Here is an 18,911-nt window from a genome sequence, read left to right as displayed (position 1 = left end):
ATTAGATAAAAACCATCCAAATCTTAGATAATATTTGCAGAAATCAATTGGCATTTAGATTTATACTCATGAGAATACTTGCCGTATTAATTTCTTTCTTTTCAATTAATTCTATTATAGCCCAAACTGTTAACCCTAATCCATGGGTGATGGATACGGACACAACCAAAACTGTCACCTACAAAAACCCTATTATACCAGGTTTTTATTCAGATCCAAGTGTCTGTAGGGTTGGAGAGGACTATTACCTTGTTACTAGTTCGTTTGAATATTTTCCTGGCGTCCCCATATTTCATAGCCGTGACTTAGTGAATTGGAAGCAAGTCGGACATGTTATTCACCGTAAAGAACAAATCCCTAAGGACCTAAATATTTTTGCAGCTACAATTCGCCATCATAAGGGCACCTTTTACATGATTACTACCAATGTTTCAACAAAAGGTAATTTCTATATGACGGCAAAAAACCCAGAAGGCCCTTGGTCTAACCCAATTTGGATTGACGTTGCTGAAATAGACCCAGACTTATTCTTTGATGATGATGGACGGAGCTATGTTATTTCATCCACCTTTGAATTAACGGAGATTGACCTAAGCACAGGTAAATTGATTGGAGAAAAACGCAAGGTATGGAATGGAAATGGAGGCCGATACCCCGAGGCTCCCCATATTTATAAAAAAGATGGGTTTTATTACTTAATGGCTGCAGAAGGTGGTACGGAAGAAGCTCATTCCGTGACAATTTCCAGAAGTAACTCTATATGGGGACCTTATATCAACAATCCTTCTAATCCGATTGCAACACATGTAAATGTTGCGGGCATGGGAAAACACATACAAGGCATAGGGCATGCAGACATAGTACTAGCCCATGATAGCAGTTGGTGGATGGTTCTACATGGATATAGGTCGGTGGCCGGTTACCCACCCCACCACACCTTGGGAAGAGAAACCTGCTTGGTTCCTGTTAACTGGCCAGAAGGGGGATGGCCTGTTGTTAATGGCAATGGCACTGTTCCTCTGGAAATTCGCCACTCTACTCTACCACTACAAAAACTCGCCATTACACCAACAAGAGATGAATTCCAAAACACCTCTTTAGGGTTAAAATATAATACCATTCAACCATATGATGAAAAACATATATATGTAGATCCTAGCGAGAGCCAACTCGTATTGAAAGGAACCTCATTAAAAATTGGCGACAAGGGCAGTCCTACATTTGTGGGACAACGCTTGACAGATATTTCCTTTACTTCTTCCACCCTAATGGAATTTAACCCTTCCGGAGAAAATGAAGTGGCAGGAATGACCCTTACAAATAATGGCTCTCATTTCGATCTCGTGGTTTCAAAAAGTGATAATACTCGTGTTGTTTATGTGGAGTTACAATTTGGCCAAACTGTATATAGATCTAAAGAATTTATATTAAAACCTGGCCCTGTAAACTTAAAAATTGAAGGTACCGGCCCAGAATTTATTTTTTCATATACCCAAAACGGAGAGAACTTTACCATTATTGAAAAAGCAGATGCTCGATTTTTAAGTACGGAAACGGTTGGTTGGTTTACTGGAGTGTATATAGGTTTGTATGCCACAGGAAATGGCAAATCTTCTAAAGAATTAGCGCGATATAATTATTTTGAATATGAAGGGCGGCAATAATATTAATAAGAAATTCAAAATTTCTATCACAAAGATTTTTTCTGTTATCAGTGTTGTTTTAATCTTCTTAACGTGCTCTTCTTCAAGTGAAACTGAAAATAAACAAAGAGTCATTTCCTTAAACGAAGATTGGCAATTTACCCTTATTGCAAATCCACAAGCAAGCGACACAACACCTGAAAATTTAGAATGGCGAACACTTAACTTACCTCACGACTGGAGCATTGAAGGTGTATTTAAAAAAGATAATCCCGCAGATCTCGGTGGTGGATACCTCCCTGGGGGCGTAGGTTGGTATAAAAAGAATTTTAAATTATCCGATAGTACTAAATTAACATTCGTACAATTCGATGGCGTTTATATGAATAGTACTGTTTGGGTTAATGGTAAAAAAGTAGGCAATCACCCAAATGGCTATGGAAGTTTTGAATATAACATAACCCCTTACCTTAAATATGGGCCAAATGAAAACGAGATACTAGTTAAAGTCGACAATTCCAAACAGCCCAATTCCAGATGGTATTCAGGCTCGGGAATTTACAGGAATGTTTGGTTGAAACGAGTCAACCCTATATATATTCCCTTTAATGGAACCTTTATTACCACTCCTAAAGTAAGCAACTTATTTGCAGAGGTTTCTATTGAAATCGATTTGGCCAATGAATATCCAAAAGAGAAAAACACCCAAATAACAACCACTATATTTCAAGATAATTTAAAAATTGAATCCGTTACTTCCGAGGAAACTTTAATAGGTAACTCTAATAAAACCATTTACCAGGATTTGAAAGTTACTAATCCAAAACTATGGTCTTTAGAAAGTCCGTTCTTATACCAGGCCATAACACAAGTTTATGTTGACGGGGAAGTTATTGATACTTACAAAACCAACTTTGGAATCCGAACATTTCAATTCGATCTAAATAAAGGTTTTATATTAAATAATGAACCGACAAAAATTAAAGGGGTTTGTCTCCATCATGATTTGGGCCCTCTTGGAGCTGCAATTAATAATCGGGCTATCGAAAGACAATTAGAAATAATGAAAGAGATGGGAGTAAATGGTATTAGAACAGCCCATAATCCTCCTGCTCCAAAATTATTGGATCTCTGTGATAAAATGGGATTTATTGTAATGGATGAGGCTTTTGATATGTGGGAGAAAACAAAGACAACATATGATTATGCCAACTATTGGGAAGAATGGCATAAGAAAGATTTAGCGGATTTTATTAAAAGAGATCGCAATCACCCAAGTATTTTCATTTGGAGCATCGGAAATGAAATTCCTGAACAATGGAGTGATCGTGGGATTGAAATTGCCAAGGAGCTAAAGTCTATTGTACACGAATTAGACACTACCCGTCCAATTACGCTTGCCATGAATCCGCCAGTTAACATGAATGATGTAGATGTAACTACGCAATTCGATGCTTCCAAAGTTTACTTAAATCCTGTGGCTGCATCGGGTGTGTTAGATTTGATCGGATACAATTATGCCCATCAAACCTATGAATACCATCAAAAAAACTTTCCTAATACCCCATTTATTGCCACTGAAACTACCTCCGGACTTCAAACCCGCGGGTATTATGATTTCCCCTCCGACACCTTAAAAATATGGCCCTTACGCTGGGATATTCCATTTGATGGCGGCAACCCAGGAAATACGGTGTCAGCCTTTGATCAGGTTAGGACTCCATGGGGTTCTTTACATGAAACCACTTGGAAAATTATTAAAAAATATGACTACCTCTCCGGTATGTTTATATGGACAGGATTTGATTATATAGGAGAGCCCACACCTTATTCTTGGCCGTCAAGAAGTTCTTATTTTGGAATAGTAGATTTGGCAGGTTTCCCTAAAGATGTCTTTTATATGTACCAGAGCGAATGGACCGATGAAACTGTACTGCACATATTTCCCCATTGGAATTGGGAACCAGGAAAAATTATAGACATTTGGGCATACTATAACAACGCTGACGAAGTTGAATTATTCATTAACGGGAAGTCTCAGGGAATACGGACAAAAGAAGGTGACGATCTTCATGTAATGTGGCGGGTTCCTTTTGAAAAGGGAACCTTAACTGCTATTTCTCGAAAAGATGGCCAAGTAGTCAAGGAACAAGAAATAAAAACAGCAACTCAACCTACAGGTTTAAGATTAAAAGCAGATCGGTCAACCATAATTGCCGATGGAAAGGATTTATCATTTATAACGGTTGAAATAGTTGATGGAAATGGAACTCTTGTACCTACTGCAAATATCCAGCTAGATTTTTCAATTGAGGGTGAAGGGACCATTATCGGGCTTTCAAATGGGGACCCTGTGAACCATGAATCCTTTATAGGAACATCACATAAATCATTAAATGGAAAGTGTCTCGTTATACTACAGTCAACTAAACTTAGCGGAAGTCTGAAACTCTCTGTTACCTCGAAAGGTTTGGGGAAATCTGATATAATTATTTCTAGCATAGATAAAACTGAATAAATAAGGATGACTAAAACAATAAAAATGTATAGAGCGAACTTACTTCTGGTACTCATGATTTCGTTGATAGTAGGGTCATGTGCCAAAAATGAAAAAAAGTATCAATTAACTGAGGATGGGATTTTGGTACATCTAGATAGGGCAACCGATAGTATAGCTAGCCTAGTAAAATTAGAAGTTTTAGGAGAAAAACTTATTCATGTTTCTGCTACTCCAAATAAAGAATTCCCTAAAGATTCAAGTTTAATTATTTTACCTAACCAGGAAAAAGTTCTGTTTAATGTTGAAGAGTTGGGGGATTCCATTCGGCTATCTACCAAAGAGTTAAATGTTTTTGTTTCAACTAAAGACGGAGGAATTGTATTTAAGAATAAGGATGGAAAAATTATTCTCTCTGAGTCGCACGGTGGAGGCAAGATGTTTAAACCTATTGAAGTTGAGGGAACCAAAGGCTTTACGGTTCGCCAACTATTTAATTCACCTAACGATGAAGCGTTTTATGGTTTAGGGCAACATCAATCCGATGAATTTAATTACAAAAACAAAAGTGAGGAGTTATTTCAATACAACACCAAGGTTTCAGTACCCTTTATAGTTTCCAATAAAAATTATGGTCTTCTTTGGGACAGTTATTCCATAACCCGTTTTGGAGATAGTAGACCTTATGGGCAGTTAAATGAGGTTTTCAAACTATATGACAAAAATGGAAAGGAGAATTCCTTAACAGGTACTTATTCCACATCCGAAAACGGCGGACAAACGATTATTAGGGATGAGCCCAACATCTTTTTTGAGGATATAAATAGCGTTCAAAACCTACCTCAAGATATCCCCTTGAAAAATGCAGAGGTTCTCTATGAAGGAGAAATTGAACCTTCTGAAACTGGTCAATATCAATTCACGCTTTATTATGCAGGTTACATAAAGGTGTACATGAATGATGAACTTATAGTTCCAGAAAGATGGAGAACTGCATGGAATCCTAACAGCTACAAGTTCAATATGGATCTTGAAGCAGGTAGAAAAGTACCCTTAAGAATTGAATGGAAACCCGATGGGGGACGCTCCTATTGTGGTTTGAGGGCAAGAAAACCACAGCTGGAAGAGGAGAAAGGGCAACAGGTTTGGTGGAGCGAAATGAATAAAAAATTAGATTACTATTTTGTTTATGGGGATTCTATGGATGAAATTATCAAAGGTTATAGAGCCCTTACTGGTAAGTCTCAAATAATGCCAAAATGGGCAATGGGTTATTGGCAAAGTCGTGAACGCTATAAAACTCAAGATGAAATTTTAGGTGCCTTACGAGAGTTTAGAGAACGAAAGATCCCTATTGACAATATTGTCTTGGATTGGAATCATTGGGAGGAAGACCAATGGGGTAGCCACGAATTTGATAAATCTAGGTTTCCAGACCCCAAAGGAATGGTAGATTCCATCCATGCGATGAATGGTAAAATGATGATATCGGTATGGCCAAAGTTTTATGCCAATACTGAACATTTTAAGGAATTTGATCAAGAAGGTTGGATGTACCAACAAGCAGTTAAAGACAGTATCCGCGATTGGGTAGGACCTGGTTATGTTGGTTCATTTTATGACGCTTATTCTGCCGGTGCTAGAAAATTGTTTTGGAACCAAATTTACGAGCATTACTACCCTTTAAATATTGACGCTTGGTGGATGGACGCCAGCGAACCTAATATATTGGATTGTACCCCAATGGAATACCGCAAGGAACTACAGGGCCCAACTGCCTTAGGCCCTGCCGCCGAATATTTCAACACCTATGCCTTAATGAATGCTGAAGCCATTTACAATGGTCAGCGCGATGTTGCACCCAACCAACGAGTTTTCCTTTTAACCAGATCAGGTTTTGCAGGTTTACAACGTTATTCAACTGCAACCTGGAGTGGAGATATCGGAACTCGTTGGGAGGATATGAAGGCCCAAATCTCTGCTGGTCTCAATTTTGCAGTAAGCGGCATCCCTTATTGGACCATGGATATTGGTGGTTTTTGTGTGGAAGATAGATATGTTGCGGCCCAGCTAGAATATAATAAAAGTGGAACTGAAAATGGGGATTATAAGGAATGGAGAGAATTAAATACCCGCTGGAATCAATTTGGTGCATTTGCTCCTTTATACCGCTCACATGGCCAATACCCATTTAGAGAACCTTGGCACATTGCACCCGAAGGTCATCCAGCATTTGAATCCATAGTTTATTATACCAACTTACGATACCATTTAATGCCATATATCTATAGTTTGGCAGGTAAAACGTATTTCGACGATTATACCATAATGCGACCTTTGGTTATGGATTTTGCATCAGATAAAAACACGGAAAATATTGGAGACCAATTTATGTTCGGTCCTTCAATTTTAGTAAATCCAGTTTATGAATACGGAGCGCGATCAAAGGATGTTTATTTCCCTAAGGGTACAATTTGGTACGATTTATATTCCGGACAAGCTATTGAAGGAGGACAATCATCAACAGTTGATGCACCATACGGAAAAATCCCACTTTATGTGCCGGCTGGAGCAATTATTCCGACTGGGCAGGCGATGCAATACACAGACGAAAAACCAAATGATAAATTAACCATTTATGTTTATAGTGGTGCTGACGGCAGCTTTGACCTTTATGAAGATGAGGGGGTAAATTACAATTATGAAAAAGGCAGGTATTCAATAACTCCTTTTGATTATAATGATGCAAATGGAATTTTAACCATTGGGGAGAGGCAAGGATCTTTTGATAACATGTTAGAAAATCGAACATTAAATATTGTTTTGGTAACTAAAAATAATCCAATAGGTATGACCTTCGATACAGAAGGCCAAACCATTGAATATAATGGACAACCTCAGTCCATTGAATTGAAATAAAAAATTATAATAAAATGAATAACAAGGTCTTACTAACAGCAATTATTTCTGCAATGGTAATGATAACATCCTGCAAGGAAGAAGGGAAGGCGACTAGTATCGCCACTACGAACGATTCCAACAAAGAAATTACTTATAAAGGAACACCAATTTCTATGGATTTCGAAAGTAAAATTGACAGTTTAATCATGGAAATGACCCTGGAGGAAAAAATCGGAATGCTCCATGGCAACACCATGTTCGCCAACAAAAGTGTAGAACGTTTAGGAATACCAGAGCTTACCATGGCGGATGGCCCTTTAGGTGTGCGTGAAGAAATATCTAGAACATCTTGGGCTCCAGCAGGCTGGGACAATGATTTTGCAACCTACTTTCCTGCTGGTGGCGGTTTGGCTGCCACATGGAATCCTAAACTTTCCTATGTATTTGGTAATGCAGTAGGTGCAGAAGCAAGGGCGAGGGATAAAGATGTATTGCTTTCCCCGGCTATTAATATAATTAGAACTCCCCTCGGTGGAAGAACTTATGAATACTTCACAGAAGATCCATTCTTAAACAAAAAAATTACCGTACCCTTTGTTGTTGGAGTTCAAGAAAATGATGTTGCAGCTTGTGTAAAGCATTATGCTGCCAACAACCAAGAAACACACAGAGATTTTGTGGATGTTCAAATCGATGAACGAACCCTAAGAGAAATTTATTTACCGGCATTTAAAGCTGCAGTTGAAGAAGCTGAGGCCTATAGTATTATGGGCGCCTATAATAAGTTTAGAGGCGACTATCTCTGTGAAAACCCTTATATGTTAGATAGCATTTTAAGAAAAGAATGGGGATTTAAAGGAATTGTAATTTCAGATTGGGCTGCAGTACATACAACTAAAGCTTCACTGGAGAGCGGCACAGATATAGAAATGGGCACACCTAAGCCTTTCAATGAATTCTTCTTTGCTGATAAATTAATTGAAGCTGTTAAGAATGGTGAAGTTTCGGAAGATGAAATAGACAAACATGTCAGACGCATTTTAAGACTTATGTTTACCCTTAAAACAGTAGATGGAAAGGGTCAAAAAGAAGGAAGTTCATCAACTGAAGCTCATTTTAAAGACGCTTATGATATAGCTGCAGAATCGGTTGTTTTATTGAAAAATGAAAACAATTTGTTGCCAATCAATACTTCCAATATTAGCAGCATAGCAGTAATAGGAAATAATGCCATCAAAAAGAATGCATTGGGCGGTTTTGGAGCAGGTGTTAAAACAAAAATAGAAGTAACCCCTCTTGAAGGTCTACAGAATCGTTTACCAGAATCTGTAAAAATAAATTTTGCTGAAGGTTATAAAGAAGCATATAAAAGAGACGAAAAGGCAAAATTTGGGGATATTACTTTAAATGGCCCTGTTACAGTTAATGAACTAGATGAAAATTTAGTAAATGAGGCAATTACAGCAGCGAAAAACTCCGATTTAACTATTGTATTTGCAGGCTCTAATCGCGATTATGAAACAGAAGCTTCAGATCGTGCAAATTTAGATTTACCCTATGGGCAGGAAGAACTAATACATCAACTATTAGAAGTTAACCCGAATACAATTGTTGTTTTCATAGCTGGCGCTCCTTTTGATATAAAAGCGGTAAGTGACAAATCAAAGGCTGTTATATGGACTTGGTTTAATGGATCTGAAGGTGGAAATGCACTTGCCGATGTTCTCCTGGGTAACATTAATCCATCAGGAAAATTACCTTGGACGATGCCGGTTAAACTTGAGGACTCACCTGCTCATGCAACCAATAGTTTCCCGGGTGATGATACAGTTACATATGAAGAGGGAATTTTAGTAGGATATCGCTGGTTCGACACAAAAAACATTGAGCCACTATATCCATTTGGTTACGGAGACTCCTATACCTCATTTGAACTTGGTGATTTAAGCATAAATAAAAGCGAATTCGGTGAGGATGAAACAATTGATATAAAGGTGGCTGTTAAAAACACAGGTGATTGGGATGGCAAAGAAGTCGTTCAAGCGTATATTTCTAAACCAAATACCTCAATCGAGCGTGCCACAAACGAATTGAAAGGGTTTACAAAAGTTGAAGTCGACCAGGGTAGCACCGCAATGGCGTATATATCCATTCCCGTAAAGGAACTGGCTTTTTATAACACAGATACCAAAAACTGGGAAGTCGAAAAAGGAACCTATATTATTAAAATAGGTAATTCCTCAAGGAATCTAACCATGGAAACTTCCATAAATATTTTGTAAAACAATTATTTAAAGAAAGACCAATTACCAAAATTTTTAATCAAATAATTATCGCCAGTGACATTCCCAATTAAATTATCATCAATAGCTTGGTTGGGAATGTTCATTTTTTCAGTCACTCTATTTGAATGTGCCTCTCCGAAAATTCAACAAACAACAATTGGAAAAGCTTGGTCAGGCAATTCTGTAAATACAGTAATCTTTAGACAAGCTGCAATAGTAAGTAATGACAATATCCAAATAACTGCTTATTATAACGACTCGGGGCAACTTATATTAGCAAAGCGCAATTTACCCAATGGAGGATGGATTACAGTCTCAACCCCATTCAAAGGAAATATCGAAGACGCCCATAATTCCATTAGTCTTGCAATAGACGGAAACGGCTATATACATTTAGCATGGAATCATCATGATTCTGCTTTAAACTATGCCATAAGCAGCTCTCCAATGAATTTAGAGTTTGAAAGATTGGATCGGATGATTGGTGATTTGGAAGACAAGGTTACCTATCCCGAATTTAGATTAATGCCTAATGGAAACCTTATTTTTTTATATCGCAATGGAGCTTCCGGTAATGGGCAATTAGTGTTGAACTCCTTCAATAAAAAAGAAAAAATTTGGCAAAGAACACAATCACTTTTAATTGATGGCGAGGGTCTGCGAAATCCATATTGGCAATCTTATGTTAGTGATGCGGGCAGAATACATCTCTCATGGGTTTGGAGAGAAACATGGGATGCGTCAACAAACCATGACCTTTACTATATTTATTCAGATGACGGGGGCAAGGAATGGAAAGATTACAACAACAATCCTTTAACCTTACCTATAACCAAAAAAACATTATCTTCCATTTGGAATATACCTCCGAACTCATCTTTGATCAACCAAACTTCCATGGTTGCCGATCATAATGAAACCCCATTTATAGCAACTTATTGGAGAGAAGAAAACAAGAATGTTCAATACAAAATTATCTACCTTAAAAATGGGTTATGGAAGAAAGTAGACATTCCGCTTATTTCTGATAATTTTCAATTGGGTGGAGGCGGAACAAAAAAAATCCCTATTTCCCGACCACAGATTTTAGTTTCTGCAAATGATAGCAATAGATGGTATCTTTTACTACGATACGACAACCATGGAAATAAAATAGAATTACTACAAACTAAAAATGCTGGTCAAAGTTGGGTCTTAAAATCACTGTCTAATTATAATTATGGCGATTGGGAACCTAATATAGATGAGTTTCTGTGGCGAAAACGGCAAAAACTCCATATTTTTGGTTTAAGGGTTAATCAAATAGACGGAGAAGGTGTTGCAAAAATTCCTCAAGACACCCTAAAAATCATTGAAGTTTCTAATCTTAAATAGCCATGAAAAATTTGCCTTCTAGATTGAGCCTTTTGGGTATCATTTTATTTTACTCATTCACAGCCCACAGTCAAAAATTATCAATTGATCAAATAGACACGATCTTAGATAACGCTGTAAAAAGTTATCAATTTATAGGTAAAGACCTGCCTGAAGACCGATTCCCAACAACTTATTATGAAAAGGGCGACATATTGGCAACTTCTGGCTCGGGCTGGTGGTGCAGTGGCTTTTATCCTGGATCCTTACTATACCTATATAAATTTAGTAGAAATGACGATTTATTGAATACCGCCAAAACCAAAATGACCCATTTAGAAAAAGAACAATTCAACACCTCAACACATGATTTGGGTTTTATGATGTTTTGCAGTTTTGGACAGTTGATGGAAATTGAGCCAAGTGAGAAATGGGAATCTATATTGATGAACAGCGCTAAATCATTAGCTACTAGATTCAATCCTCAAATTGGCTGCATAAAATCTTGGGACTCTAATATCGATACAGATTTTAAGGTAATTATCGACAATATGATGAATCTAGAATTACTGTATTGGGCTTCAGAATTCAGTGGTGATCCATCATTTAAAAATATTGCCGACACTCATGCTGAAACTACCATAAAAAATCATTTTAGAGAAGATAATAGCTCCTTCCATCTGGTAAATTACAATTCTGAAACTGGAGAAATAAAAGAGAAAAAAACGGTACAGGGTGCTTTTGATGAATCAGCTTGGTCAAGAGGACAAGCTTGGGGTTTATACGGTTTTACTCGTTCATATCAAAAAACAGGGAACAAAAAATACCTTAACCAAGCCAAAAAAATAGCCAATTTCCTTTTGAATCATTCCAATTTTCCCACAGATGGCATTCCTTATTGGGATTTTAATGCCCCTAACATTCCAGATGCTTATAGAGATAGTTCTGCAGCGGCCATAATGGCCTCTTCACTTTTAGATTTAAGCTCAGTGGTTGATGGAGCAGATGCGGTAAATTATAAAAATGTTGCCATTAAAATTCTAACATCGCTATCGAGTCCTGAATATTTGGCTAAACCGATAGAAAATGGAGGGTTTTTATTGAAACATGCTGTAGGCAATTTACCTTCTGAATCAGAGGTTAATGTACCACTTAGCTACGCTGATTATTATTTCCTTGAGGCCTTGATGAAATACCGGAGTCTTCTAGAAAAATAATATCTTAATCTGGGTAAAATTTCTAATTCAATTTTGGTTTATTCCCAAAAAACCTATAATGGAGATTGTGATAGGAATCAATGGTATCCATATCTACTAGCATATCCCCTGCATCCACCGAAATAATCTCTTTTTTATTGCTTTTAATCAATTTTTTTGCGCCCTCCTCCCCTTTTAGTGTCATTAATTGGCAGAAATAATCTTTCGATAGTACTACAGGTACTCCTTCCCATCCGTTTGAAGATTTGGATATTATGGCTTTATAGATTCCTGTTTTGATTTTGTCATAAATATTGCGGTAATGGGCTTCCGAAATTAAAGGTTGGTCGACCAAAGAGATCATTACTGCGGTTGCTTCTGGTATATTTTGTGAAATATGTTTGAGGGCATATGCGATAGATGTTCCCATACCTTGCTCCCATTCCGGATTTATCAAAATATGAACTGGAAAATTAATAAGTGTTCGTGAAATTTCTTCTGAATGGGCTCCCAAAACAACAATAATATCTTCATTTAAGGAACTTAGAACTTCTAGCTGGTGTTTTATGAGAGTGGTATTACCCCACGGCAATAAAGCTTTCGATCTTCCCATTCTACGGCTTGCCCCAGCTGCAAGTAGAATTACAGGAATTTTACCCATGAATTTTACCCGTTTTTTCCCTTAATGGCATAGGATCTTGTTGTCTAATTACACTTAATATCTCCGAGATAATTGAAACGGCTATTTCCGAGGCACTTTCTGCCCCAATATTGATTCCCGCGGGAGCATGGAGACTTTCTATAAATTCAAAAGGGGTATTTGGTTGGTATTCCATCAATAGGGACAGTAACCGTTCCCTTCTTGTTATCGGACCCAACATACCCAGGTAAGCTAAATTAGTGCCCATTAATCTAGTAAGATATTGTAGATCCCTATTAAAGCTATGCGTCATTAATATAACTGCTGTTTGGGCATCCAAATGAGAAACATCAAAATCCTCTATTAGAGGTGTCATCAATTTTGAGGCACCAGGAAAGAAATCTATTGTCTTCTGCTCGTCTGGATCTGCCACAATTGTAACTTCCCATCCAAGCAATACCGAAGCTTTACAGACTTGAACTGCATCATGCTCCGCTCCAAAAATGTACAATTGAAATAAAGGAGGGAACTTTTGGCTGAAACTATTTAATTCTGGATCAATTTTAATAGTTCCTTTTGAACATAAAGAGTAACTAGAACCGTTTAAATGACATATGGAACCAAGTAAGGGGTTTTCCCCAATTTCCAGAGAATAATAAGACTCTATTTCGAAAGAGGATCTTTTTAAAAGACCATCTTTAAATTTATAATAAAACTCTTCTGATATTTCAATCCGCTCTAACAAAAGGTATAAAATACCCTCACATCCCAAGCGAAGACGACCATCATAAGTCATCATCTTTGGATTACCAGAATCTAATACAGATTGTGCTTGACGAAAAACTTCCTTTTCTACACAGCCTCCACTTACAGCACCAACAGAATCACCTCTGTCATTAAGGAGCATCCTTACTCCAGGACGTCTATAGGAAGAGCCATTTAAAGCAACTACAGTTACTAAAACAGATTTAACACCTAAGGATTGCCAATGATAAACCTGTTCAAAAAGTTGTTTAACCTCGTGAGTCATTAGGCATCAAACATAAAATGGAAATAGAACACTTAACCAATAAATGTTTGATCGCTAATAAAAGGCTGATTATAATACCTTCTTCCAGTAGCCTTATACATGGCGTTGGCCAACGCGCCAATAACTGGTGGCAATGGTGGTTCACCAAGTCCAGTTGGGTCTATATCACTTTTGACAAAATCGACCTTTATTTCTTTTGGTGCTTCCGAATGCCGTATTAATCGATACCTATCAAAATTACTTTGTTCTGGTACACCATTATTAAAAGTCATTGCAGAATACATTGCATGTCCGATTCCGTCAATTAAACCACCTTCAACCATATTGGTAGCAGCAATAGGATTAACAACTATTCCACAATCTACAGCATTATATACTTTTTCGATAACGGGTTTACCCTCTTTCATTTCTATGTCCATTACCTGGGCAACATAAGAATTATGGCAGAAATATGCCGCTACACCTCTATTTCTGGCAGAATCATTTGTAGACCAACCCGAGGTTTCTTTAACCAACTTCAATACACCTGCATAACGTTCTGGATCGTAATGACCAATATTCCAATTACCAACAGGATTATTCTTGGCGCGATCCAATAATTCCAACCTAAAATCAATCGGATCTTTCCCGGCTAATTCAGCAACTTCATCCAAAAAGGATTGTTCCGCACCAGCCATAAAGTTTGATCTTGGGGCTCGCCATGCACCTGTGGTAACATTTGATTCTAAAGTCCAAGATTCTGCCAAATAATTTTCTACCGCACTTGCAGGGAAACGATCTGCGAATAAAGGACTTTCAGGAATACCTCCAGCCTTTACCTTTAATGCTATTAGGTTATTATTATCATCTAAACCAGCTTTGAAAGTCGCAAGATAGGTTGGACGGTAGGTTCCAAAAGTCATATCGTCTTCTCTTGTATAAACCAATTTAACTGGCGCTCCTATTTTCTGCGAAATTACTGCGGCTTCCACCACAAAATTACCATATAGACGTCTACCAAAACCACCTCCCATTCGCGTCATTTGAACACTAATATTTTCCTTAGGAACATTTAAACGCTTAGACACAGAAGTCTGTGCCGAAGCCGGTGTTTGTATAGGGCCTAGCAATTCAACCTGGTCTCCTTGAACATTTGCATAAAAGTTCATAGGTTCCATCGTATTATGTGCCAGAAATGGAGCTGTATAAGTACGTTCGAGAATCTTAGCAGCATTTTTGAAGGCAGCTTCAACATCACCATCTTTACGATCAACCTTTCCTGGTTTAAGGGCTTCTGCTTCCATTGCTTTTAAATGATCGGAAGTGCTTTCCAAGCCGGCCGGATATTCCTGAATTGTTTCACCTCCGCCAAAACTACCTGACTTTTGAGCAACCACTGGACTATCTTCCCATTCAACCTTAAGGCTATTTTTAGCCTGTAAAACTTGCCAAGTTGAATCACCTACCAAAACAACTAAATTATCGAAAATGGACACATCAGACCATTCACGTATCATATCTTCTGGATAGGATTGAATAGTAAATACATCTCGAATACCAGGCATCGATTTTACCGAATCAGCGTTCATGGATTTAAAACGTTTTCCAAAAGCAGGAGGATGTATCATCATGGCTATTAACATTCCTTCCTTTTGTACATCTAATCCGAACAATGGTTGACCAGTTACTATTTTCTTGCCATCAACATTTTTTCGGGAAGTACCTATAATTTTAAAATCAGCAACATTTTTAACCTTGCCTTCAATTTGTTTCTGTAATTGGTCTTGGGCATTTGTTGCATGTTCAAATTCTGTAGGAACTTCCAATTGGGCTGCTGCAGAAGCCATTTCACCATAATGTGCAGATTTACCGCTCCCTTTATGATGGATTGTACCAGCCTCAGTTGTTAATTCCTCCATTGGCACCTGCCATGCATTGGCCGCCGCTTGCATTAATAAATGGCGTCCCACTAAACCTGCTTTTCTAAGTGCAAACCATGCCTGACGGATAGACTGACTGCCTCCGGCAATTTGTGCCCCCCAACTCCAATCGTAAACTTTAGTATTTAAAGGAGCCTGTTCAACAATTACATTTTTCCAATCCACATCCAATTCTTCCGCAACTATCATAGGCATAGAAGTTCTAACATTCTGTCCAATTTCTGGGTTGGTCGACATAATGGTTACAACTCCATTTTCCCCAATCTTTATAAAACCGTTAATTTCGAACCATTCCTTCGGCATTTCCAGAACATCTATTTCTTTCTTTTCTGCTTCTTCCGCGCAAGATGCCAGCCAACTAAACCCTATCATTAATCCACCTCCCGCTAGGGCCGATGTTTTAATAAATGATCGTCTTCCCAAAGTTGTTTTTATAAGTGCCATTTTTTGAGTTTTTAAAGAGGTTGGTTTTAATTAAGAATTAGCTGCAGATTTTATCGCTGCTTTTATACGGGTATAGGTTCCGCATCGACAGATATTGCCATTCATAGCGCCTTCTATATCTGAATCGGTAGGACTTGGATTGCTTTTAAGCAAGGCCGCTGCACTCATTATTTGCCCTGCCTGGCAATAACCGCATTGCGGAACATCATGCTCCAACCAAGCTTTCTGTACTGGATGATCTGCATGCTCAGAAAGACCTTCTATAGTAGTCACTTTTTGATTCCCAACAGCTGAAACTGGTAATTGACAAGATCTTACTGCAACCCCTTCCAAGTGAATTGTACACGAGCCACATTGCGCAATACCGCAACCATACTTGGTACCAACCAAATTCAAGTTATCTCGTAGAACCCATAGCATTGGAGTGGACGGATCAACATCAACCTGTTGTGTCTTACCGTTAACATTTAAATTAAAAACCGCCATGATTAAATTTATTAGAATATCGATTAATTGTATTCTTATAAATATCCGATAATCTGTGTTAAAAATCAAACAATTGAAAGGTTTTAAGATTTCAGATCCCAGGCAGCATTAAATTGTATTTAAAATAAATTGACACAGAAAGCGTCTAAGTAAATAATAAACTTCGGGCATTTTATTACCTTTAAACGTCTTATTATTTGATAATTAGACCAATAACTCCAATTTCAACAGTCATTATGATTAGAAGATCTTTTAAATTCTCCGCTTTTGTGTTTGGATTTTTAATATTAAACATTGCACAGGCACAAACCACTATTGATGCAGAAGCAAAGCGACGTATCGATTCTACCTTGCTTTCTTTTGTTTCAGAAAAGATGGTGGCAGGTACTTCAGCCTTAATTTATGAAGATGGCAAGGAGGTTTATTATAAGGCCGTAGGATTCGCAGACAAAGAGAAGGAAGTCCCAATGGCAAGAAATACCATTGTACAAATTTATTCTATGACCAAGCCGGTTGCAGGGGTTGCATTAATGAAGTTGTTTGAACAAGGTAAATTTAAACTGGATGATGATGTGGCCAAATACATCCCTGAACTAAAAGAATTAAAGGTTTATAAAGGAACTGATAACTATGGGAAAATAATTACTGAACCTCTAAAAAACCCAATTACTGTTAGGGATATTACTCGACATACGGCAGGTTTCTATAACGGAGGTGATATTGAACCTTTAAACGTTTTGCGCTCTAGTGCAGATTTAGGAAACAATAATATAACCTTAAGTGAATGGATAAAAGAATTGGTGAAAATACCTCTGTTTTTTCAACCAGGCACCCAATGGGAATATGGTCCCTCGGTAAATGTGCAAGCCCTTTTGGTAGAACGTCTTTCTGGAGAATCTTTTGGCAACTATGTGAGAACACATGTTTTAGACCCATTAAATATGAGCAAAACTCGTTATTATGTACCAGTTGAAGACAGAAAATATATGTCGGCCGGTTATAGAATTGATGACGGCGGGGAATTGGTTCAACTAAAGGATGAGCAAGTCCACGACTATAATTACCACGATTACACCTTAAAACATGGCACATATGGTCTAACTTCTACCTTAGATGACTACATGAAATTTGCGCAGATGCTTCTTAACAGAGGCTCTTTAAATGGTGTACAAATTTTAAACCCTGAAACGGTGGAACTTATGACCAAAAATCAATTATCAGAAAATATTACAAAACGCAGTTGGTTACCGTCGAAAGGTCAAGTAGGCTTTGGGATCGATTTTGCTGTACGGCTAAGACCCCCTGCTAACGCGAGTGAAAATATGGGTGAGGTTGGAGAATTTTTCTGGGATGGGGCGGCAAGCACCTTGTTTTGGGTGGATCCTAAAAACAGATTGACCGCGGTGTTCTTTGTTCAGGTTTTTCCTTTTAATGGCAAACTCCATAAACGTTTTAGAGATGCAGTTTACGGGCCTTTACAAGAATAAAATAGAAAGCCCAACCGTGTGTGGGGATGGGCTCAGCTATTAATCAAAATGCATCGCTTATGAAACAATACGGTGTAAAAAAAGTGATTTTTATCCTTAATGACAAGTTTTATGCAAACGTATTTGTAAAAAATAAGAGAACCCATCAAGATGGGTTCTCTTATTAAATTGTTTAATCAGTAAATAAAGGTGGCCAATCCTGTCCTCCCTCTCGGGTAATTACCGTATTACCAGAATCTCCATAATCATTCGTCCAACTAAGGTATAAATCTGGGCCATCAACCTGGGTTATTACCCATATATAGGTAAGTGAATATTGGTCTTGACCACCTGAAATTATCTTACCACATGAATCTGAAAATATGGCATTACTACTCGTGGCTGGGGAATCATCCCAGCAAGAAGATGAGTACTGCCCAAATCCTAGATCAGAAACCAAATAATTACCTCCACCAATGTCTGTAAATGTTACTGTACCAGTTACCTCTCCTGTAGGACAAGGAAAACCGTTGGTTGCCTGCAGATTGGTTGAAACATAGGTATGTGTGCCAGCAAGTGTTGAAGCACAATTCATAGGAACATTTAATACATTTCCAGATGTCATTTCCTGTCCATCAACCAGTTGGAAATAAAACCGAAAGCTAAAACTATCATCCAAAGTTAAGCTTGAAACATTTACACCAGTTGCCGCCGCAGCTTCGTTTAAAGTAACCGTCTCGGTATGTGGAAAGGAGTTGACATTTGCATAGTTAATATAGTCTCCTCCATTAAAGTTAATTTGAATTTCACCGCTTCCATTGGACTCTGCGCCTCCAGATTCTGACGGGGCTATGGTAAAGGCAATTTCTGCAGTACTTGGATCGACTATATCAAAAAAACCATTTTGAACATCCGATATTATTGGATAGACCCCATAGGCAGTTGGCGGGTAATATGGATTTTCACCATCTTCTACCACACAGGCTTGCAAAAAGATTGCAATAGCAAAAAATATGTATATGTATTTATAACTCTTCATGTTTTTCTTTTT

The 18,911-nt window shown here is 37.8% G+C and carries 12 protein-coding genes; 7 read left to right on the top strand and 5 right to left on the bottom strand.

What is annotated here, in order from left to right:
• Positions 1–68: 68 nt before the first annotated feature.
• From ISU00_RS06985 to ISU00_RS06960, 6 genes are read left to right on the top strand one after another with little or no spacing between them, the layout of a single operon-like run.
• The gene (locus ISU00_RS06985; RefSeq protein WP_228853336.1) at positions 69–1,664 is read left to right on the top strand and encodes a glycoside hydrolase family 43 protein; all 1,596 of its coding nucleotides are present in this window, start codon (positions 69–71) and stop codon (positions 1,662–1,664) included.
• A complete protein-coding gene (locus tag ISU00_RS06980; RefSeq protein ID WP_228853335.1) occupies positions 1,648–4,161 on the top strand; it encodes a glycoside hydrolase family 2 TIM barrel-domain containing protein in 2,514 nt (837 codons plus the stop codon). Before ISU00_RS06985 ends, ISU00_RS06980 begins: the two co-directional genes overlap by 17 nt.
• A 24-nt stretch (positions 4,162–4,185) precedes the next feature.
• A complete protein-coding gene (locus ISU00_RS06975; RefSeq protein WP_228853334.1) occupies positions 4,186–7,059 on the top strand; it encodes a TIM-barrel domain-containing protein in 2,874 nt (957 codons plus the stop codon).
• A gap of 14 nt (positions 7,060–7,073) precedes the next feature.
• Positions 7,074–9,323, top strand: coding sequence for a beta-glucosidase family protein (locus ISU00_RS06970; protein ID WP_228853333.1), 2,250 nt, complete (start codon positions 7,074–7,076; stop codon positions 9,321–9,323).
• A 57-nt stretch (positions 9,324–9,380) separates the two neighbouring features.
• Positions 9,381–10,700 carry a BNR repeat-containing protein gene (locus ISU00_RS06965; protein WP_228853332.1) on the top strand — a complete coding sequence of 440 codons (1,320 nt, stop codon included), beginning with the start codon at positions 9,381–9,383 and terminating at the stop codon, positions 10,698–10,700.
• A gap of 2 nt (positions 10,701–10,702) precedes the next feature.
• On the top strand, positions 10,703–11,896 hold the full coding sequence (locus ISU00_RS06960; protein ID WP_228853331.1) for a glycoside hydrolase family 88 protein: 1,194 nt from the start codon (positions 10,703–10,705) through the stop codon (positions 11,894–11,896).
• A gap of 22 nt (positions 11,897–11,918) precedes the next feature.
• Here ISU00_RS06960 and ISU00_RS06955 read toward each other — a convergent pair whose 3' ends face one another.
• Genes ISU00_RS06955 through ISU00_RS06940 form a run of 4 tightly spaced genes read right to left on the bottom strand, consistent with a single transcriptional unit; the run spans position 11,919 to position 16,394 of the window.
• On the bottom strand, positions 11,919–12,536 hold the full coding sequence (locus tag ISU00_RS06955) for a nucleotidyltransferase family protein (protein WP_228853330.1): 618 nt from the start codon (positions 12,534–12,536) through the stop codon (positions 11,919–11,921).
• Positions 12,529–13,545: an XdhC family protein gene (locus tag ISU00_RS06950; protein WP_228853329.1), complete on the bottom strand. Its 1,017-nt coding sequence runs from the start codon at positions 13,543–13,545 to the stop codon at positions 12,529–12,531. Before ISU00_RS06950 ends, ISU00_RS06955 begins: the two co-directional genes overlap by 8 nt.
• Before the next feature lie 32 nt (positions 13,546–13,577).
• Positions 13,578–15,908, bottom strand: a complete 2,331-nt coding sequence (locus ISU00_RS06945) for a xanthine dehydrogenase family protein molybdopterin-binding subunit (RefSeq protein WP_228853328.1) — start codon at positions 15,906–15,908, stop codon at positions 13,578–13,580.
• Between the two features lie 30 nt (positions 15,909–15,938).
• Complete coding sequence (locus ISU00_RS06940; RefSeq protein WP_228853327.1) at positions 15,939–16,394, bottom strand: (2Fe-2S)-binding protein; 456 nt, start codon at positions 16,392–16,394, stop codon at positions 15,939–15,941.
• A gap of 236 nt (positions 16,395–16,630) precedes the next feature.
• Here ISU00_RS06940 and ISU00_RS06935 point away from each other — a divergent pair, with 236 nt between their 5' ends.
• A complete protein-coding gene (locus ISU00_RS06935; protein WP_228853326.1) occupies positions 16,631–17,881 on the top strand; it encodes a serine hydrolase domain-containing protein in 1,251 nt (416 codons plus the stop codon).
• A 172-nt stretch (positions 17,882–18,053) separates the two neighbouring features.
• On the opposite strand, the gene ISU00_RS06930 is transcribed toward ISU00_RS06935, so the two are convergent.
• Positions 18,054–18,899 (bottom strand): hypothetical protein, encoded by an 846-nt coding sequence (locus ISU00_RS06930; RefSeq protein WP_228853325.1) that lies wholly within the window; start codon positions 18,897–18,899, stop codon positions 18,054–18,056.
• Positions 18,900–18,911: the final 12 nt, after the last annotated feature.

The sequence above is a fragment of the Aegicerativicinus sediminis genome, assembly GCF_015476115.1.
GTDB classification, from domain to species: Bacteria; Bacteroidota; Bacteroidia; order Flavobacteriales; family Flavobacteriaceae; genus Aegicerativicinus; species Aegicerativicinus sediminis.
This window is presented reverse-complemented; position numbering and strand designations above follow the sequence as displayed.